The organism is Streptomyces sp. NPDC059398, from assembly GCF_042751845.1.
GTDB lineage: Bacteria > Actinomycetota > Actinomycetes > Streptomycetales > Streptomycetaceae > Streptomyces.
The window spans coordinates 1-15,320 of record NZ_JBHYWP010000091.1; the positions used below are offsets into that span (position 1 = coordinate 1).

The 15,320-nt window shown below is 69.8% G+C and carries 12 protein-coding genes and 1 pseudogene; 4 read left to right on the top strand and 9 right to left on the bottom strand.

From position 1 onward, the window contains the following. Positions 1-166: 166 nt before the first annotated feature. The 8 genes and pseudogenes from ACFXBC_RS26940 to ACFXBC_RS26975 all read right to left on the bottom strand — a co-directional run. A pseudogene (locus ACFXBC_RS26940) lies at positions 167-1,192 on the bottom strand (chitinase); the annotation flags it as partial. 212 nt (positions 1,193-1,404) lie between these two features. Continuing rightward, on the bottom strand, positions 1,405-1,872 hold the full coding sequence (locus ACFXBC_RS26945) for a hypothetical protein (RefSeq protein ID WP_385029676.1): 468 nt from the start codon (positions 1,870-1,872) through the stop codon (positions 1,405-1,407). 186 nt (positions 1,873-2,058) lie between these two features. Beyond that, positions 2,059-3,489 carry an NAD(P)/FAD-dependent oxidoreductase gene (locus ACFXBC_RS26950; RefSeq protein WP_385029679.1) on the bottom strand — a complete coding sequence of 477 codons (1,431 nt, stop codon included), beginning with the start codon at positions 3,487-3,489 and terminating at the stop codon, positions 2,059-2,061. A gap of 77 nt (positions 3,490-3,566) precedes the next feature. After that, complete coding sequence (locus ACFXBC_RS26955) at positions 3,567-4,376, bottom strand: ABC transporter permease (protein ID WP_385029682.1); 810 nt, start codon at positions 4,374-4,376, stop codon at positions 3,567-3,569. Further along, positions 4,376-5,308, bottom strand: coding sequence for an ABC transporter permease (locus tag ACFXBC_RS26960; protein WP_385029685.1), 933 nt, complete (start codon positions 5,306-5,308; stop codon positions 4,376-4,378). Before ACFXBC_RS26960 ends, ACFXBC_RS26955 begins: the two co-directional genes overlap by 1 nt. Next, the gene (locus tag ACFXBC_RS26965; RefSeq protein ID WP_385029688.1) at positions 5,305-6,456 is read right to left on the bottom strand and encodes an ABC transporter ATP-binding protein; all 1,152 of its coding nucleotides are present in this window, start codon (positions 6,454-6,456) and stop codon (positions 5,305-5,307) included. Before ACFXBC_RS26965 ends, ACFXBC_RS26960 begins: the two co-directional genes overlap by 4 nt. 101 nt (positions 6,457-6,557) lie before the next feature. Beyond that, entirely contained in the window at positions 6,558-7,805 is a 1,248-nt protein-coding gene (locus ACFXBC_RS26970) for a spermidine/putrescine ABC transporter substrate-binding protein (protein WP_385029691.1), read from the bottom strand. Positions 7,806-7,823: 18 nt separating this feature from the next. Beyond that, positions 7,824-9,329 (bottom strand): gamma-aminobutyraldehyde dehydrogenase, encoded by a 1,506-nt coding sequence (locus tag ACFXBC_RS26975; RefSeq protein ID WP_385029748.1) that lies wholly within the window; start codon positions 9,327-9,329, stop codon positions 7,824-7,826. Between the two features lie 176 nt (positions 9,330-9,505). Here ACFXBC_RS26975 and ACFXBC_RS26980 point away from each other — a divergent pair, with 176 nt between their 5' ends. Further along, positions 9,506-10,066 carry an NADAR family protein gene (locus ACFXBC_RS26980; RefSeq protein WP_385029694.1) on the top strand — a complete coding sequence of 187 codons (561 nt, stop codon included), beginning with the start codon at positions 9,506-9,508 and terminating at the stop codon, positions 10,064-10,066. Positions 10,067-10,160: 94 nt separating this feature from the next. Here the strand turns inward: ACFXBC_RS26980 and ACFXBC_RS26985 are convergent, their stop codons facing one another. Further along, the gene (locus tag ACFXBC_RS26985) at positions 10,161-11,075 is read right to left on the bottom strand and encodes a DUF4190 domain-containing protein (protein WP_385029697.1); all 915 of its coding nucleotides are present in this window, start codon (positions 11,073-11,075) and stop codon (positions 10,161-10,163) included. A gap of 157 nt (positions 11,076-11,232) precedes the next feature. Between ACFXBC_RS26985 and ACFXBC_RS26990 the strand changes: the two genes are divergently transcribed. The 3 genes from ACFXBC_RS26990 to ACFXBC_RS27000 all read left to right on the top strand — a co-directional run bounded on the left by ACFXBC_RS26990 (position 11,233) and on the right by ACFXBC_RS27000 (position 15,212). Beyond that, positions 11,233-12,258 (top strand): adenosine deaminase, encoded by a 1,026-nt coding sequence (locus tag ACFXBC_RS26990; RefSeq protein WP_385029700.1) that lies wholly within the window; start codon positions 11,233-11,235, stop codon positions 12,256-12,258. A 34-nt stretch (positions 12,259-12,292) separates the two neighbouring features. Next, entirely contained in the window at positions 12,293-12,988 is a 696-nt protein-coding gene (locus ACFXBC_RS26995) for a glycerophosphodiester phosphodiesterase (protein ID WP_385029703.1), read from the top strand. Positions 12,989-13,406: 418 nt separating this feature from the next. After that, positions 13,407-15,212, top strand: coding sequence for an ABC transporter permease/substrate binding protein (locus tag ACFXBC_RS27000; RefSeq protein ID WP_385029706.1), 1,806 nt, complete (start codon positions 13,407-13,409; stop codon positions 15,210-15,212). Positions 15,213-15,320: the final 108 nt, after the last annotated feature.

A 15,320-nucleotide genomic window follows, 5' to 3' on the forward strand; every position in this document is an offset into this window, starting at 1 on the left:
CGCCGCGCCGCCCCTCCGCCCTCCCGCCCTCGCGCGGGCGGCGCCGGGCCGCGCCTCGCCGTTCATCGGGGGGCGCGGGCCCGGCCCCCCCCCCTTCTCCTGCACGGCTACCACTGGCCGCTCGACGTGCTGGGCGCCTGGCTGCTGTGCGGGGCGCTGCTGCTGGTCACTGCCAGCTGTATGCGTCGAAGCTCTTCGCGAACTCCTGATTGCTGAACAGGTCCCAGTTGACGGACCAGGCCATCAGTCCGCGCAGGCCCGGCCAGCTGCCGTGCGGGGTGTAGGAGCCGCAGTCGGTCTTCCTCGTCAGGCAGTTGAGCGCCTGGTCCACATCGGCGGCCGAGGTGAAGCCGTTGCCCGCGTTGACCGAGGCCGGCAGGCCGATGGCGACCTGGTCGGGGCGGAGCGGGGCGAACATCTTCGTGGTGTCGCCCGCGACCGGGAAGCCGGTGAGCAGCATGTCGGTCATGGCGATGTGGAAGTCGGCGCTGCCCATGGTGTGGTACTGGTCGTCGAGTCCCATGATCGGGCCCGAGTTGTAGTCCTGGACGTGCAGCAGCGTCAGATCGTCGCGCAGCGCGTTGATCACCGGCAGATAGGCGCCCGCGCGGGGGTCCTGGCCGCCGAACGGGCCGGATCCGTAGTACTGGTAGCCGAGCTGCACGAAGAAGGTCTCGGGCGCCATGGTCAGGACGAACTTGTCGCCGTACTTGGCCTTGAGCGTCTTCAGCGCCGAGATCAGATTGACGACGACCGGGGTGGTGGGGTTCCGGAAGTCCGTGTCACCGGTGTCCAGCGAGAGCGAGTGGCCCTCGAAGTCGATGTCCAGGCCGTCGAGCCCGTACTCGTCGATGATCTTCGAGACGGAGGCGACGAAGGTGTCACGGGCGGCCGTGGTGGTGAGCTGCACCTGGCCGTTCTGGCCGCCGATGGAGATCAGCACCTTCTTGCCTGCCGCCTGCTTGGCCTTGATCTCGGCCTTGAACGCGTCGGCCGACTCGACACCCGGGCACTCGGACACGGGGCAGAGGTTGAAGCGGATGTCGCCGGACGTGGGGGATGTCGGCTCACCGAAGGCCAGGTCGATCACGTCCCAGGAGTCGGGGACGTCGGCCAGCTTGGTGTAGCCGGAGCCGTTGGCGAAGCTGGAGTGCAGATAGCCCACCAGGGCGTGCGCGGGCAGGGCCGCGCCCGCCGCCGGAGCGGCGGCCTGGGAGGTCTGCGCGGTGCCGGCGAGTGCGCTCATCGCGAGCGCGGCCGTGGCGAGCATGGCCAGAAGTCTTGGGCGTTTCACAACTGCCTCCGGACATGGGGGGATTGGAGGGTGGAGCGCGGCCCAACATGGTCCAGACCAATAAGACTGTCAAGGCTTCACACATCGCCCCACCCCTCCCCGGCGGTGGTTCAGACCAGTCCGTCACCAATGTCGCCCGCCCGCAGCGCCGCGGCCTCGTGCAGCGCCAGTTCGAGGACTGCCGGATCGGTGAGCGTCCCCTCGGCGTCGGGCGGAACGAGCCAGCGCACCCCGCCGGCCCCCCGGCCCGGACCCGGCACCACGATCCAGGTACCGCGGCCGGCGCCCCGTACGCCCGTGCCGATCCAGCGTCCGGCCGTCCCCGGCGGTACGAAGAAGCCCATCCTGGCCTCACCGAAGTCCGCGAGGACCGGCCCCGGCCGGTCGATGAGCCGGCACAGCACGTCCAGGGCCGGATAGCCCAGCTCCCCCGGGACGATGAGCACGTCCCAGCGCACTCCGGCGGGCAGGAGCGCCACCCCGTGGGGATCGCGCTCCCACGCCCGCCTGCACGCGCCGGGATCCGGCGAAACCGAAGCGAGCCACTCCACTGCGTTCCTTGCCCCCGAGCCTGCCATCGCCCGGCCTCCATTCGTGTACGCGGAAATCCTGCGTGCACGGGGAGAGAGCGGGGGCGGGGCACTTCATGACGCGGGTTCGGGCATCCGGCAGGAGTGAGCTGGGTCACAGTCCGGCCGCACCGGGCAAGTCGCGGCCGGTCCGGTGCGGCCAGGCAGGGGCGGCCGGTCCGGTGCGGTCCCGGATCAGGAGTCGAAGCCGAGCCCCAGCCGGTCCATCGACCTCAGCCAGAGATTCCGCCGGCCGCCGTTCTCGTCGGCCCGCGCGAGCGACCACTTGGTCAGCCCGATACCGGCCCAGGCGAAGGGTTCCGGCGGGAACGGCAGCGGCTTGCTCCGCACCATCTCCAGACGGGTGCGCTCCGTCTCGGCGCCCGAGAGCAGATCGAGCATCACATCGCCGCCGAAGCGGGTGGCGCCGACGCCGAGACCGGTGAAGCCGGCCGCATAGGCGACCCGGCCGCCGTGCGCCGTACCGAAGAAGGCCGAGAACCGCGAGCAGGTGTCGATCGCACCGCCCCACGCGTGGCTGAAGCGGACCCCCTCCAGCTGCGGGAAGCAGGTGAAGAAGTGCTCGGCGAGGGTCAGATAGGTGGCGGGGCGCTGGTCCAGTCCGGCGCTGAGCCTGCCGCCGTACGGATAGATCGCGTCGTAGCCGCCCCACAGGATGCGGTGGTCGGCGGTGAGCCGGAAGTAGTGGAACTGGTTGGCGCTGTCCCCGAGTCCCTGCCGGCCCCGCCAGCCGACCGACGCCAGCTGCTCATCGGTGAGCGGCTCCGTCATCAGCGCGTAGTCGTAGACCGGCACGGTGTACGACCGCACCCGCCTGACCAGCGAGGGGAAGATATTGGTGCCCAGCGCCACCTGACGGGCGAAGACCCTGCCGTACGGGGTGCGGACGGCCATGCCCGGCCCCGAGCGCGCCAGGTCCAGGGCGCGGGTGCGCTCGTACATCCGCACCCCGAGTCCCAGGCAGGCCCGCTTGAGCCCCCAGGCCAGCTTGGCCGGGTGCAGCATCGCGACGCCCCGCCGGTCCCAGAGCCCGGCGAGGAAGGTCGGTGAGTCCACCTCGGCGCGCAGGGCGTCCTGGTCGAGGAAGTCCAGCCCCTCGAAGCCGAGTTCGGTGGTCTCCCGGTGCCAGTCGCGCAGTTCGTCGGCCTGGTGGGGCCGGGTGGCGACGTCGATCTCACCGGTCCGTTCGAAGTCGCAGTCGATCCCGTACCGGGCGACGGCCTCCTCGATGGCGTCGAGGTTGCGCGCGCCCAGCCGCTCCAGCTGCCTGATCTCGTCCGGCCAGCGTTCGAGTCCGTTGGCCAGTCCATGGGTCAGGGACGCGGCGCAGAACCCGCCGTTGCGGCCGGAGGCGGCCCAGCCCACCTCATGGCCCTCGACGAGGACGACATCGAGGCCGGGGTCGCGCTCCTTGGCGAGCAGCGCGGTCCACAGTCCGCTGTAGCCGCCGCCGACGACGAGCAGGTCACAGCTGACGTCCCCGGTGAGGGCGGGCAGGACAGCCGGCTTGCCGGGATCCTCCAGCCAGAACGACACCGGCTCGGCGTCGGCGAGCGATGCGGCGAGTGATGCGGCACGGGCACGGGTCATGGCAGCTGGGGCCATGGGTTCCACTCCTTCGGGTCCTGCTCGGTGCGAGGTCCTGCTCAGTACGTACGTCCGGCTCAGTACGTACGTCCTGCTCAGCGCGGTGCGCTGTTCTTCCGGCGGCTGCTGATGAGCTGGCCGCCGAGTACCACCAGCACCGCGATGACGAACATCGCCGTGCCGATGACGTTGATCTGTACAGGGGTACCGCGCTGCGCCGATCCCCAGACGTACATGGGGAAGGTCACGGTCGACCCCGCGTTGAAGTTGGTGATGATGAAGTCGTCGAAGGAGAGCGCGAAGGCGAGCAGGGCGCCCGCCGCGATCCCGGGTGAGGCGATCGGCAGGGTGACCCGCAGGAAGGTCTGCACCGGGCTCGCGTAGAGATCGCGCGCGGCTTCCTCAAGGCGGGGGTCCATGGACATCACCCGGGCCTTGACGGCGGTGACGACGAAGCTCAGGCAGAACATGATGTGCGCGATCAGGATGGTCCAGAAGCCCAGCTGGGCACCCATGTTGAGGAACAGGGTGAGCAGTGATGCGGCCATCACGACCTCGGGCATCGCCATCGGCAGGAAGATCAGCGAGTTGATCGCGCCGCGCGCCCGGAACCGGTAGCGCACCAGCGCGAAGGCGATCATCGTGCCGAGCACGGTGGAGCCGATGGTCGCCCAGACGGCGATCTCCAGCGAGAGGTTGAGCGAGCCGCACATGTCGGCGACCCCGCAGGGGTCCTTCCAGGCGTCCAGCGAGAACCGCTGCCAGGTGATGTTGAAACGCCCGTTGGGCTTGTTGAAGGAGAAGACCATCACGACGACGTTGGGCAGGATCAGATAGGCGAGCGTGAGCAGGCCCGCGATGGTCACGAGGTGGCGGCGGAGCCGGCGCGTCGGGTTCCTCAGCATCAGACCAGGTCCTCCGTGCCGGCTCGGCGGATGTAGACGGTGACCATGATCAGCACGATCGCCATGAGGATGAAGGAGAGCGCGGCCGCCGTCGGATAGTCGAGCACCCGCAGGAACTGCGACTGGATGACGCTGCCGACCATCTTGGTGTCGGTCGAGCCGAGCAGTTCGGAGTTGACGTAGTCACCGGCCGCCGGGATGAAGGTGAGCAGGGTGCCGGAGACGACCCCCGGCATGGAGAGCGGGAAGGTGACCTTGCGGAAGGTGGTGGCCGGGGTGGCGTAGAGGTCGCCCGCCGCTTCGTGCAGCCGTCCGTCGATCCGCTCCAGCGAGGTGTAGAGCGGCAGGATCATGAACGGCAGGAAGTTGTAGGTGAGTCCGCAGACCACGGCCATCGGGGTGGCCAGCACCCGGCTGCCGTCGGTCCAGCCGAGCCAGCTGGTCACGTCCAGGATGTGCAGGGTGTTCAGGGCCCCCACGACCGGGCCGCCGTCGGCGAGGATCGTCTTCCAGGCGAGGGTACGGATCAGGAAGCTGGTGAAGAACGGCGCGATGACCAGGATCAGCACCAGATTGCGCCAGCGGCCCGCCTTGAAGGCGATGAGGTACGAGAGCGGATAGCCGAGCAGCAGACACAGGACCGTCGCCGTGCCCGCGTACAGCAGGGAGCGGATGAACTGCGGGTAGTACTCGTGCAGCGCGTCCCAGTACGTCTGGAAGTGCCAGGTGACCTGGAAGCCGTCCTCCAGCGAACCGGTCTGCACGGAGGTCGAGGCCTGGTAGATCATCGGCAGGGCGAAGAAGACCAGCAGCCAGATGATGCCGGGGAGCAGCAGCCAGTACGGTACGAGCCGCTTGCGGACCGGGGGCCTGCGTACGGCGCCCGCCTCTGCCGCCGGGGTCTCGGCGGGCGGGGCCTCGGTGACGCTCACGCGGCCTCCTCGGTCCCGGTCGGCTTACCCGCGTCGACCGCCTGGTCCGCGCCGAGTCCGAACGAGTGCGCGGGGTTCCAGTGCAGGACGACGTCCGCGCCCGGGGAGAGCCGTGCGTCGCGCTCGATGTTCTGTACGTAGACCTCCAGGCCGGCGCAGACGGGGCTGTCGATGACGTACTGCGTGGAGACCCCGATGAAGCTGGAGTCGGCTATGCGGCCGGTGACGCGGTTGCGCCCCTCGGCTATCTCCGCGGCGTCGTCCGCGTGCACCAGGGCGATCTTCTCGGGGCGTACGCCGACGAGCAGCCTGCCACCGCTGCGGGTGGCGGCCGTACACCGGTCGGCGGGCAGCCGGAGCTTGGCCCCGGAGGCCAGGACGGTGATGTCGGAGCCGGCTTCGACGACCTCGGCCCCGATGAGGTTGGAGGTGCCGAGGAAGTTCGCGACGAAGGTGGTGTGCGGGTTCTCGTAGAGCTCGGCGGGGGCGCCCAGCTGCTCGACCCGGCCGCCGTTCATGACCGCGACGGTGTCGGCCATAGTCATGGCCTCCTCCTGGTCGTGGGTGACATGGACGAAGGTGATGCCGACCTCGGTCTGGATGCGCTTGAGCTCCAGCTGCATCTGACGGCGCAGCTTGAGGTCGAGGGCGCCGAGCGGCTCGTCGAGCAGCAGCACCTGGGGGTGGTTGATGAGCGCCCTGGCGACGGCGACGCGCTGCTGCTGGCCGCCGGAGAGCTGGTGCGGTCTGCGGTGCGCGAAGTCGCCGAGCTGGACGAGGTCGAGCATGTCGCCGACCTGCTTCTTGACGGACTTGATGCCGCGCCTGCGCAGCCCGAAGGCGATGTTCTCGGTCACGTCGAGGTGCGGGAAGAGCGCGTACGACTGGAAGACCGTGTTGACGGGGCGTTTGTACGGGGGCAGGTCGGTGACGTCCCGGTCACCGAGCCGTACGGTGCCGGTCGTGGGGTCCTCCAGGCCGGCGATCATCCGCAGGGTGGTGGTCTTGCCGCAGCCGGACGCGCCGAGGAGCGCGAAGAAGGAGCCCTGCGGGACGGTCAGGTCCAGCGGGTGCACCGCGGTGAAGGACCCGTAGGTCTTGCTGATCCCGGCGAGACGGACGTCGCCGCCTTCATTCGTCTGTGTCATGGATACGGTCCCGGGGGGTTCGTGGGAACAGAGGGAGTGCGGAAGGGGGTCGGGCTGAGGGGGAACGCTGGGAACGGGCGCGGGACGGTCGCGGGGCCGGGTCAGGACCCGATGAGCCGGGCGAACTTCTCCTCGTACGCCGTCTCCTCCTTGCTGGTGAGCGAGCGGAAGGCGTGCGACCGTGCGGCCATCTCCTTGTCGGGGAGGATCAGCGGGCTGGCCGCGAGCTTGGGGTCGATCTTCGCGAGCTCCGGGCGGATGCCGTCCACCGGGGAGAGGTAGTTGGTGTACGCGGTGAGCTTCGCGGCGACGGCCGGCTCGTAGTAGTAGTCCATCAGGCGCTCGGCGTTGGAGGGGTGCCGGGCCTTCGCCGGGATCATCATGTTGTCGCTGGACGTCATGTAACCGGCCGCGGGGATGACGTACTTGACGTGCGGGTTGTCGTTCTGGAGCTGGGTGATGTCACCGCCCCAGGCGACACAGGCGGCGATGTCGCCCTTGTCCAGGTCACTGATGTAGTCGTTGCCGGTGAAGCGGCGTATCTGCTTGCTGTCGACGCCCTTCTGGAGGCGGCCGATCGCGGCGTCGTAGTCGGCGTCGGTGACCTTCGCCGGGTCCTTGCCCATGTCGAGCAGCGTCATCCCGACCGAGTCGCGCATCTCCGAGAGGAAGCCCACCCGCCCCTTGAGCCGCGGGTCGTCGAGCAGTTGCGTGACGGAGTCGACCTTGCGGCCGCCGGTCGCCTTCGTGTTGTAGGCGATGACGGTGGGGACGCCGGCCCAGGGGTACGAGTAGGCGCGGCCCGGGTCCCAGTCGGGGGAACGGAACTGTGCGGAGAGGTTCGCGTACGCGTGCGGGAGCAGCGACGAGTCCAGCCGTTCCACCCAGCCGAACCGGATCAGCCGGGCGGCCAGCCAGTCGGTGAGGATGATGATGTCCCGTCCGGTGTCCTGGCCGGCCGCGAGCTGCGGCTTGATCTTGCCGAAGAACTCGACGTTGTCGTTGATGTCCTCGGTGTACTTGACCTTGATCCCGGTGCGCCTGGTGAACGCCTCCAGGGTGGGCCGGTGCTTCCCGTCGTCGGTGACATCCACGTACTCGGTCCAGTTGGAGAAGTCGATCACCTTCTCGGCTGCCGAGTGGTCGGTGGAGGCCGGGGCCGCGCCGTCGCGCTTGGCCGCGGGGATGCCGCAGCCGGTGAGAGCGGCCAGGCCGCCGAGTGCGAGGGCGCCGCCTCCGGTGGCGCGCAGCAGCGACCTGCGGGCGACGGGTCCGCCGCGCGCGGCGAGGGTGCGGCGCGCGGCGGCCAGCTGGGCCGGGGAGAGACGGTCGGGCTCGAAGTGCTCCATGGGCTCGGTGCCCTTTCTTTATCGGTCCCCGAAGATCGTGCGGTGCCAGTCCTTGCGGGCCACCGCTGTGTTGTCGTACATGACGTGCTTGACCTGTGTGTACTCCTCGAACGAGTACACGGACATGTCCTTGCCGAAGCCGCTTGCCTTGTAACCGCCGTGCGGCATCTCGCTGATGATCGGGATGTGGTCGTTGACCCACACACAGCCGGCCTGGATCTCGCGGGTCGCCCGGCCGGCCCGGAAGACGTCCCGGGTCCAGGCGGAGGAGGCGAGTCCGTAGGGGGTGTCGTTGGCCAGGGCGATGCCTTCGTCGTCGGAGTCGAAGGGCAGCACGACCAGGACCGGGCCGAAGATCTCGGCCTGGGCGATCTCGCTGTCCTGGGCGGCGTCGGCGATCAGGGTCGGGAGGTAGTAGGCGCCGTCGTTCGCGGGCGCCGCACCACCGGTGACCACCCGGGCGGTGTCCCTGGCGCGGTCCACGAAGGCCGCGACCCGGTCGCGCTGGGCGTGGCTGATCAGCGGGCCCAGGTCGGTCGACTCGTCGAAGGGGTCGCCGAGCCGGACGGTGCCCATCAGGTCGGCGACGCCCTGCACGAAGGCGTCGTACAGCGGGCGCTGGACATAGGCACGGGTGGCGGCCGTGCAGTCCTGGCCGGTGTTGATGAGCGAGCCCGCGACGGCGCCCTGCACGGCGGCTTCGAGGTCGGCGTCGTCGAAGACGAGGAAGGGGGCCTTGCCGCCGAGTTCGAGGTGGATCCGCTTGACGGTCGCGGTGGCGACCTCGGCGACGCGCTTGCCGACCGGCGTCGATCCGGTGAAGGAGGTCATGACCACGTCCGGGTGGCCGACCAGATGCTCGCCCGCCACCGCGCCGAGGCCGTTGACGATGTTGACGACCCCGTCGGGGATGCCCGCATCGGTCGCGGCCTGCGCGAACATCAGGGAGGTCAGCGGGGTGATCTCGGCGGGCTTCAGCACGATGGTGTTGCCCGCGGCGATGGCAGGCAGGACCTTCCAGGCGGCCATCTGGAGCGGGTAGTTCCAGGGGGCGATGGAGCCGACCACGCCGATCGGCTCACGGCGTACGTAGGAGGTGTGGTCCCCGCTGTACTCACCGGCCGACTGGCCCTGGAGGTGGCGGGCGGCGCCCGCGAAGAAGGAGGCGTTGTCGACGGTGCCCGGTACGTCGAACTCACGGCTCAGCCTGACCGGCTTGCCACACTGGAGGGACTCCGCGTACGCGAACTCACCGGCGCGCTCGGCGAGCACGGCGGCGAAGCGGTGGAGTGCGTCGGAGCGCTCGGCGGGGGTGGCCCCGGCCCAGCCGGGGAAGGCCGCGCGGGCCGCCGCGACCGCGGCGTCGACATCGGCGGTGCCCGCGAGGGCGTAGCTGAAGACCACCTCACCGGTGGCGGGGTTCACGACGTCCTGGGTCCGCCCTGACGTACCGGGGCGCAGCTGCCCGCCGATGTACTGTGCGCCGCCCGCGAAACGGTCCCGCACCTGGAAGCTGTTGACCATCGTGCTCTCTCCGTAGCTCAAGCTCGAATTGAGTGCCGATCCTGGCAGAGCCATAGTTCATCAACAAGTGATTCCGTTGTTTCCTTTTGGTTACGCAACGGAATCGGTCGACCATGTGTCGCGTGGGCCGGGAAATCCACGACGGAGTGTCAGTGGCGGCTGCCAGACTCCCGTGCATGGAGCGAATCAACGCGCTGGCCAGGCGGGCCGGTCAGGGGGAGCGGATCAAGTTCCTGCACTTCTGGGGGCACAGCCCGCGGCGGGACGGCAGCATCGGACCGAGCTGTCTGAGCCAGTGGTGGCCGTCACCGTTCGTGGTCGACGGCGTGCGGTACGCCACGGCCGAGCACTGGATGATGGCCGCCAAGGCGCGGCTCTTCGGGGACGCGGAGGCGGAGCGGGCCGCGCTCTCGGCGGCGAATCCGGCGCTCGCCAAGAAGGCGGGGCGGCTCGTGCGCGGTTTCGACGACGCGATATGGGAGCGCGAGCGGTACGGGATCGTGGTCGCGGGCAGCGTGCACAAGTTCGCGGCGGATCCGGCGCTGCGCCGCTATCTGCTGGCTACCGGGGAGCGGGTGCTGGTGGAGGCCAGCCCGATGGACCGGGTATGGGGGATCGGGCTCGCGGCGGACGACGAGCGCGCCGGGCAGCCGGAGCGCTGGCGCGGGCTCAATCTTCTGGGCTTCGCGCTGATGGACGCGAGGGAGCGGCTGCGTACGGCCGTTGCGGCGGGCTGAGAACGGGGCGCGGCTGCCCGGTCCCGGTCCCTCCCTGCCCCGCCCTGCCCCGGGCGCGTACGGCCGCCCGGGGCAGAAGGCTGCCGACCGCGTCTCAGTGACCGGCGCCGACGATCAGTGAGCTGGGGTAGGTGTCGCCGTCATCGGTGCCGTAATCGGGGGTGGAGTGGTGGGTGTGTGCGAGGCCCCAGATCATCAGGCTGAGAAAGATGAGGCTGAACACGATGCCGATGGGCCCGAGGATGATCCCGGCGAGCGCCATCCCGCCGTTGTTGGCCTGGCCCCGGTTGGCCCGCTTGCGGCCGAGGATGCCGAAGATCAGGGCGAGCGTCCCCAGGATGACGCCCAGACCCCAGGCGCAGAAGATGACGACGCTGAGGATGCCGAGCACCAGCGCCGCCACCCCGAAGCCGTTGGCGGGCGCCGGCTGCAGGGTGTTCCAGCCGCCCTGCCCTCCGCCGTAACCCGGGTAGCCGTAGGCGGCGTTCCCCTGCGGGCCGGGGGCCGCACCGGGATAGGACGGGTAGCCGTATGTACCGGGGGCACCCGGCCCGGAGCCCTGCGGCCCCGGGCCGTTCGGTCCGATGGGCGGCGGCGGTACGGCTCCCGGGGGCGGATACCCGGGAGGCGCGAAGCCCGGAGGCACGGACCCGTGAGGGCCTGCACCCGGCCCCGGCACCCCGGAGCTGTGCTGGGCAGCGTTGTGCTGAGCGGCATTGTGCTGACCGACACTGTGCTGCCCGGCGCCGTCCTGCGCGGGGCCCTGCTGCCCCGGGATGTGCGGGCCGGGTGTCTGCTGCCCCGGATCCGCCGGTACGGGACCGGGCTGCCCGGTGCCCGCGGCCGGGACCGCCGTGACCGTCTGCTGGTCGTGCACCGCCCCGGGCGTCCGCGGCCGGTCCGCCTGCCCGCCCGGCTGCTTGTCCAGCGGCACCTTCCGACCGGGCGGCGCCCAGGGGTCGCTCGGCGGCTCGGGGTCCCCCGAAGGGTGTGGTGCGTTGTCTGACATTGGGCCTCCCCCATCCTCGGCTCGTCATGCTAATGCCGAGGCACCGGTGTCACCGCAGCCAGCGTCCGCCCCGCCACCGGCGCCTGTGTGCCCGGCCCCGGTCCCGGCCTACGATGTTCCCCGACCAGCAGAGCTCGCCGTACCCCGGAGGACCCCGATGACCGATCTGCACCCGTTCATTGCAGGGCTCCCCAAGGCCGAGCTCCATGTGCACCATGTCGGGTCGGCGTCACCCCGTATCGTCGCCGAACTCGCCGCGCACCACCCGGACTCGATGGTCCCGACGGACCCCGAAGCACTCGCCGACTACTTCACCTTCACGGACTTCGGACACTTCATCCAGGTCTATCTCTCCGTGGTGGACCTCATCCGCACCCCCGAGGACGTACGGCTGCTGACGTTCGAGGTCGCGCGCGACATGGCACGCCAGAACATCCGGTACGCGGAACTCACCATCACCCCCTTCTCCTCCACCCGCCGCGGCATTCCCGAACAGGGCTTCATGGAGGCGATCGAGGACGCCCGCAAGGCGGCCGAGGCCGAGCTGGGCACCGTGCTGCGCTGGTGCTTCGACATCCCCGGCGAGGCCGGACTGGAGTCGGCGGCCGAGACGACCCGGCTCGCCCTGGACCTGCGCCCCGAGGGTCTTGTCTCCTTCGGGCTCGGCGGCCCCGAGATCGGCGTGGCCCGCCCGCAGTTCAAGCCCTACTTCGACCGGGCCCGCGCGGCCGGGCTGCACTCGGTGCCGCACGCCGGTGAGACGACAGGACCCGAGACCGTCTGGGACGCGCTGCACCACCTGGGCGCCGAGCGCATCGGCCATGGCACCACCTCGGTCCAGGACCCGAAGCTCCTGGCCCACCTGGCAGAACAGCGCATCCCCCTGGAGGTCTGCCCGACCTCCAACATCGCGACCCGGGCCGTCCGCACCCTCGACGAACACCCGCTCAGGGAGATGGTGGAGGCGGGGGTGCCGGTGACCATCAACAGCGACGACCCGCCGATGTTCGGCACCGACCTCAACAACGAGTACCTGGTCGCGGCCCGCCTGCTCGGGCTGGACGAGCGCGGCGTCGCAGAACTCGCGAAGAACGCCGTGGACGCGTCGTTCCTCGACGCACCGGGCAAGGCGAAGCTGGCCGCGGAGATCGACACCTACACCGCGGAGTGGACCGCCAGGTAGCCGCACCCTCCGGCGGTCGGCAAGGATGGGGCCCATGCGTACCGTCACTGCCGTGGGCCATCGCGGCGACCCCTATCTGTTCCGCGAGAACACCCTGCCCTCCGTCCGCTCCGCACTGGAACGGGGCGCCGACGCGGTGGAGATCGACGTCAGGCTGACCCGGGACGGCGTGCCCGTACTACTGCACGACGCGACCCTGGAGCGGCTGTGGGGCCACGACCGGCCGCTCGGGCTGATCACGGCGGACGAGCTGCGCGGACTGACGAACGGCGGGGTCCCGACGCTCAGGGAAGCGCTCGCGGCCACCGGCGGCCACCGCGTCATGATCGATCTCCCGGGCGCCACCACGGAGGCGGTGCGCACGGTCGTCGGCGTGGTCCACGAGTGCGGCGCGGGCGACCGTACGTACTACTGCGCGGGGCCCACCACCATGCTGGCCGTGCGCGAGACCGACCCGGCCGCCGAGATCGCCATGACCTGGACGACGCTCGCACCCCCGCGGCCCGCCCTGCTCGACACGGTGAAGCCGCGCTGGCTCAACTACCGCTTCGGGCTGCTGAGTCAGGAGCTCTGCGACCGCGTCCACCGGGACGGGCTGCTGGTCTCGGCCTGGACCCCCGACACCAGGCGGTCGATGCGCCGGCTGATCGGCATCGGCGCCGACTCGATCACCACCAACCGCGTCGACGCCCTGCGCACACTCCGCCGCCGGACGCGCCCCGGACGCTGATCCGATACGGGGACCGGCGGGAGCCCAAGGGCGTGGCGGTCCGGCTGCGAAAATCCGCCGTTTACCTTCCGGGGCACGGGGTAGCCGCAGCCCGAACCACCTTGTCCGGGCGCGGACGCCCTCCGGGCAGCCGCGCGGATCGCACGGCAGCATGTCGAGACCGGCTGCCAGGACGCATATCCGCCCGACTGGGGCGCTGCCATGGCCATGTGCCGCGCGCCCGTACGTCGCACCACCAAGGGGCCCGGCGGTGCTATGTCTCTTTCGCCAGGCCTCAGGCCAACGCGAAAGGCACACGTGACCAGGCTGACAACAGAACACCGATGCAGGTACGGCGTCACCGGGAGGGCCGGGCGAACCGCAGCTGAGTCCGGCGCCGCCGGAACGGACCGTCAGGGCCTGCGGAAGGCGGAGAGCCGTGATTAGACTCCCCATAGGCGCCGGCGTCAACAGCGCCGTCAACTTCCTGGAAGACCGGCTGCCCTGGCTCTTCGACTTCCTGCACTCCGTCGGCCAAGGCATGTACAACGGCGTGTACTTCGTCCTCTCCGGCCCCGACGCGCTGATGATGGCGGCGATCCTCGCCCTGATCGCCTGGTGGTTGCGGGGCACGGTGGCGGCCGTCCTCACGTTCGCGGCTTTCTTCCTGGTCGACTCGATCGAGTTGTGGGAACAGGCGATGCAGACGCTGTCGCTTCTCGTCGTGGCAGTCACGATCACCATGGTGATAGCCGTCCCGCTCGGCGTCTGGGCGGCCCGTAACAAGTCGGTGAGCGCGGCCCTCCGCCCGGTTCTCGACTTCATGCAGACGATGCCGGCCTTTGTCTACCTGGTTCCCGGCATCACCTTCTTCGGGGTGGGCGTGGTGCCCGGCATCGTCGCCACGGTCATCTTCGCGATGCCGCCGGGCGTACGGATGACCGAACTCGGTATCCGGCAGGTGGACGAGGAACTGGTGGAGGCCGCGTCGGCGTTCGGAGCCACCCCGCGCTCCATTCTGCTGCGCGTACAGCTGCCACTGGCCCTGCCGACCATCATGGCCGGCATCAACCAGATCATCATGCTCGCCCTGTCCATGGTGGTCATCGCGGGCATGGTCGGCGCCGACGGTCTGGGCACCGTCGTCTTCCAGGCCATCAGCTCGGTGGACATCGGCCTCGGCTTCGAGGCCGGCCTCGCGGTGGTCATCCTCGCCATGTATCTCGACCGCATGACCGGTGCGCTCAACCAGCGCGTCTCGCCTCTCGGCCGCCGTGCGCTGGCGAAGGCTGCCGCTGTCAGGTCGGGCCATGCCCTGCGGTGGAGGCCCAGCACGACATTCGCGGGCATCGGTGTGCTGGTCCTCGCGCTCGTCGCCGGCGGGCTGCAGTTCTCCGGCTCGGACGACGGCCACCCAGGGGTGAAGGAGAAGGACCTGGGGAAGGACGCCGGCGCGGCTCCCGACATCGGCTTCTTCCCGTGGGACGAGGACGTGGCCATGACGTACCTGTGGAAGAACATCCTGGAGCGGCGCGGCTACAAGCCCAGCATTCACCAGTACGACGTCGGGTCGATGTTCACCGCGATGGCCGGCGGCCAGGTCGACGTGGAGTTCGATGCCTGGCTGCCGAACGCTCAGAAGCAGTACTGGGACAAATACAAGGACAACCTGGTCGACATCGGCCCGTGGTACGACAAGACCACGTTGGAAGTGACGGTGCCCAGCTACGTCAAGGGCATCCACACGATGGCAGACCTCAAGGGAAGGTCGAAGGAGTTCGGCGGCAGGATCATCGGCATCGAGCCCGGGACCGGCCAGATGAACATGCTCAAGAACAAGGTGCTTCCCGGATACGGGCTCGACAAGGAGTACAAGGTCACCGACGGCAGCTCCCCCAGCATGATCCTGGAACTCCAGAGGGCGTTGAAGAAGCACGAGCCGGTCGCGGTCGTCCTGTGGTCACCCCACTGGGCCTACAGCAAGTACAAGTTGACCAAGCTCAAGGACCCGAAGAAGCTGTGGGGCGATGTCAACCAGATCCGCTCGCTCGGCCACAAGTCCTTCCCGAAGAAGTTCCCCGAGTTCTACGGCTGGCTCAAGCACATGCATATGTCGGACGCGCAACTCGCGGACCTGGAGGCAGCCATCCAGGACGAGGGCACCGGCCATGAGGAGAAAGCCGTGGAGAAGTGGATCGCCAAGAATCCGGGCATAGTCGACAAGATGGCGCCGCTCTCCTCCTGACCCGGAGCCTGCGGTAACGAACCGGGGCAGGCCACTTGGTCGTACATCCCCGGGCGGGGGGGGGGGGGGGGCGGCGGCGCGCCCCGCCCCGGCCCCCGCGGGGGCGAC

Coding starts and splice junctions, on each gene's coding strand:
- ACFXBC_RS26945 (WP_385029676.1), bottom strand. CDS start 1,872: ATGGCAGGCTCGGGGGCAAGGAACGCAGTGGAGTGGCTCGCTTCGGTT.
- ACFXBC_RS26950 (WP_385029679.1), bottom strand. CDS start 3,489: ATGGCCCCAGCTGCCATGACCCGTGCCCGTGCCGCATCACTCGCCGCA.
- ACFXBC_RS26955 (WP_385029682.1), bottom strand. CDS start 4,376: ATGCTGAGGAACCCGACGCGCCGGCTCCGCCGCCACCTCGTGACCATC.
- ACFXBC_RS26965 (WP_385029688.1), bottom strand. CDS start 6,456: ATGACACAGACGAATGAAGGCGGCGACGTCCGTCTCGCCGGGATCAGC.
- ACFXBC_RS26970 (WP_385029691.1), bottom strand. CDS start 7,805: ATGGAGCACTTCGAGCCCGACCGTCTCTCCCCGGCCCAGCTGGCCGCC.
- ACFXBC_RS26975 (WP_385029748.1), bottom strand. CDS start 9,329: ATGGTCAACAGCTTCCAGGTGCGGGACCGTTTCGCGGGCGGCGCACAG.
- ACFXBC_RS26980 (WP_385029694.1), top strand. CDS start 9,506: ATGGAGCGAATCAACGCGCTGGCCAGGCGGGCCGGTCAGGGGGAGCGG.
- ACFXBC_RS26985 (WP_385029697.1), bottom strand. CDS start 11,075: ATGTCAGACAACGCACCACACCCTTCGGGGGACCCCGAGCCGCCGAGC.
- ACFXBC_RS26990 (WP_385029700.1), top strand. CDS start 11,233: ATGACCGATCTGCACCCGTTCATTGCAGGGCTCCCCAAGGCCGAGCTC.
- ACFXBC_RS26995 (WP_385029703.1), top strand. CDS start 12,293: ATGCGTACCGTCACTGCCGTGGGCCATCGCGGCGACCCCTATCTGTTC.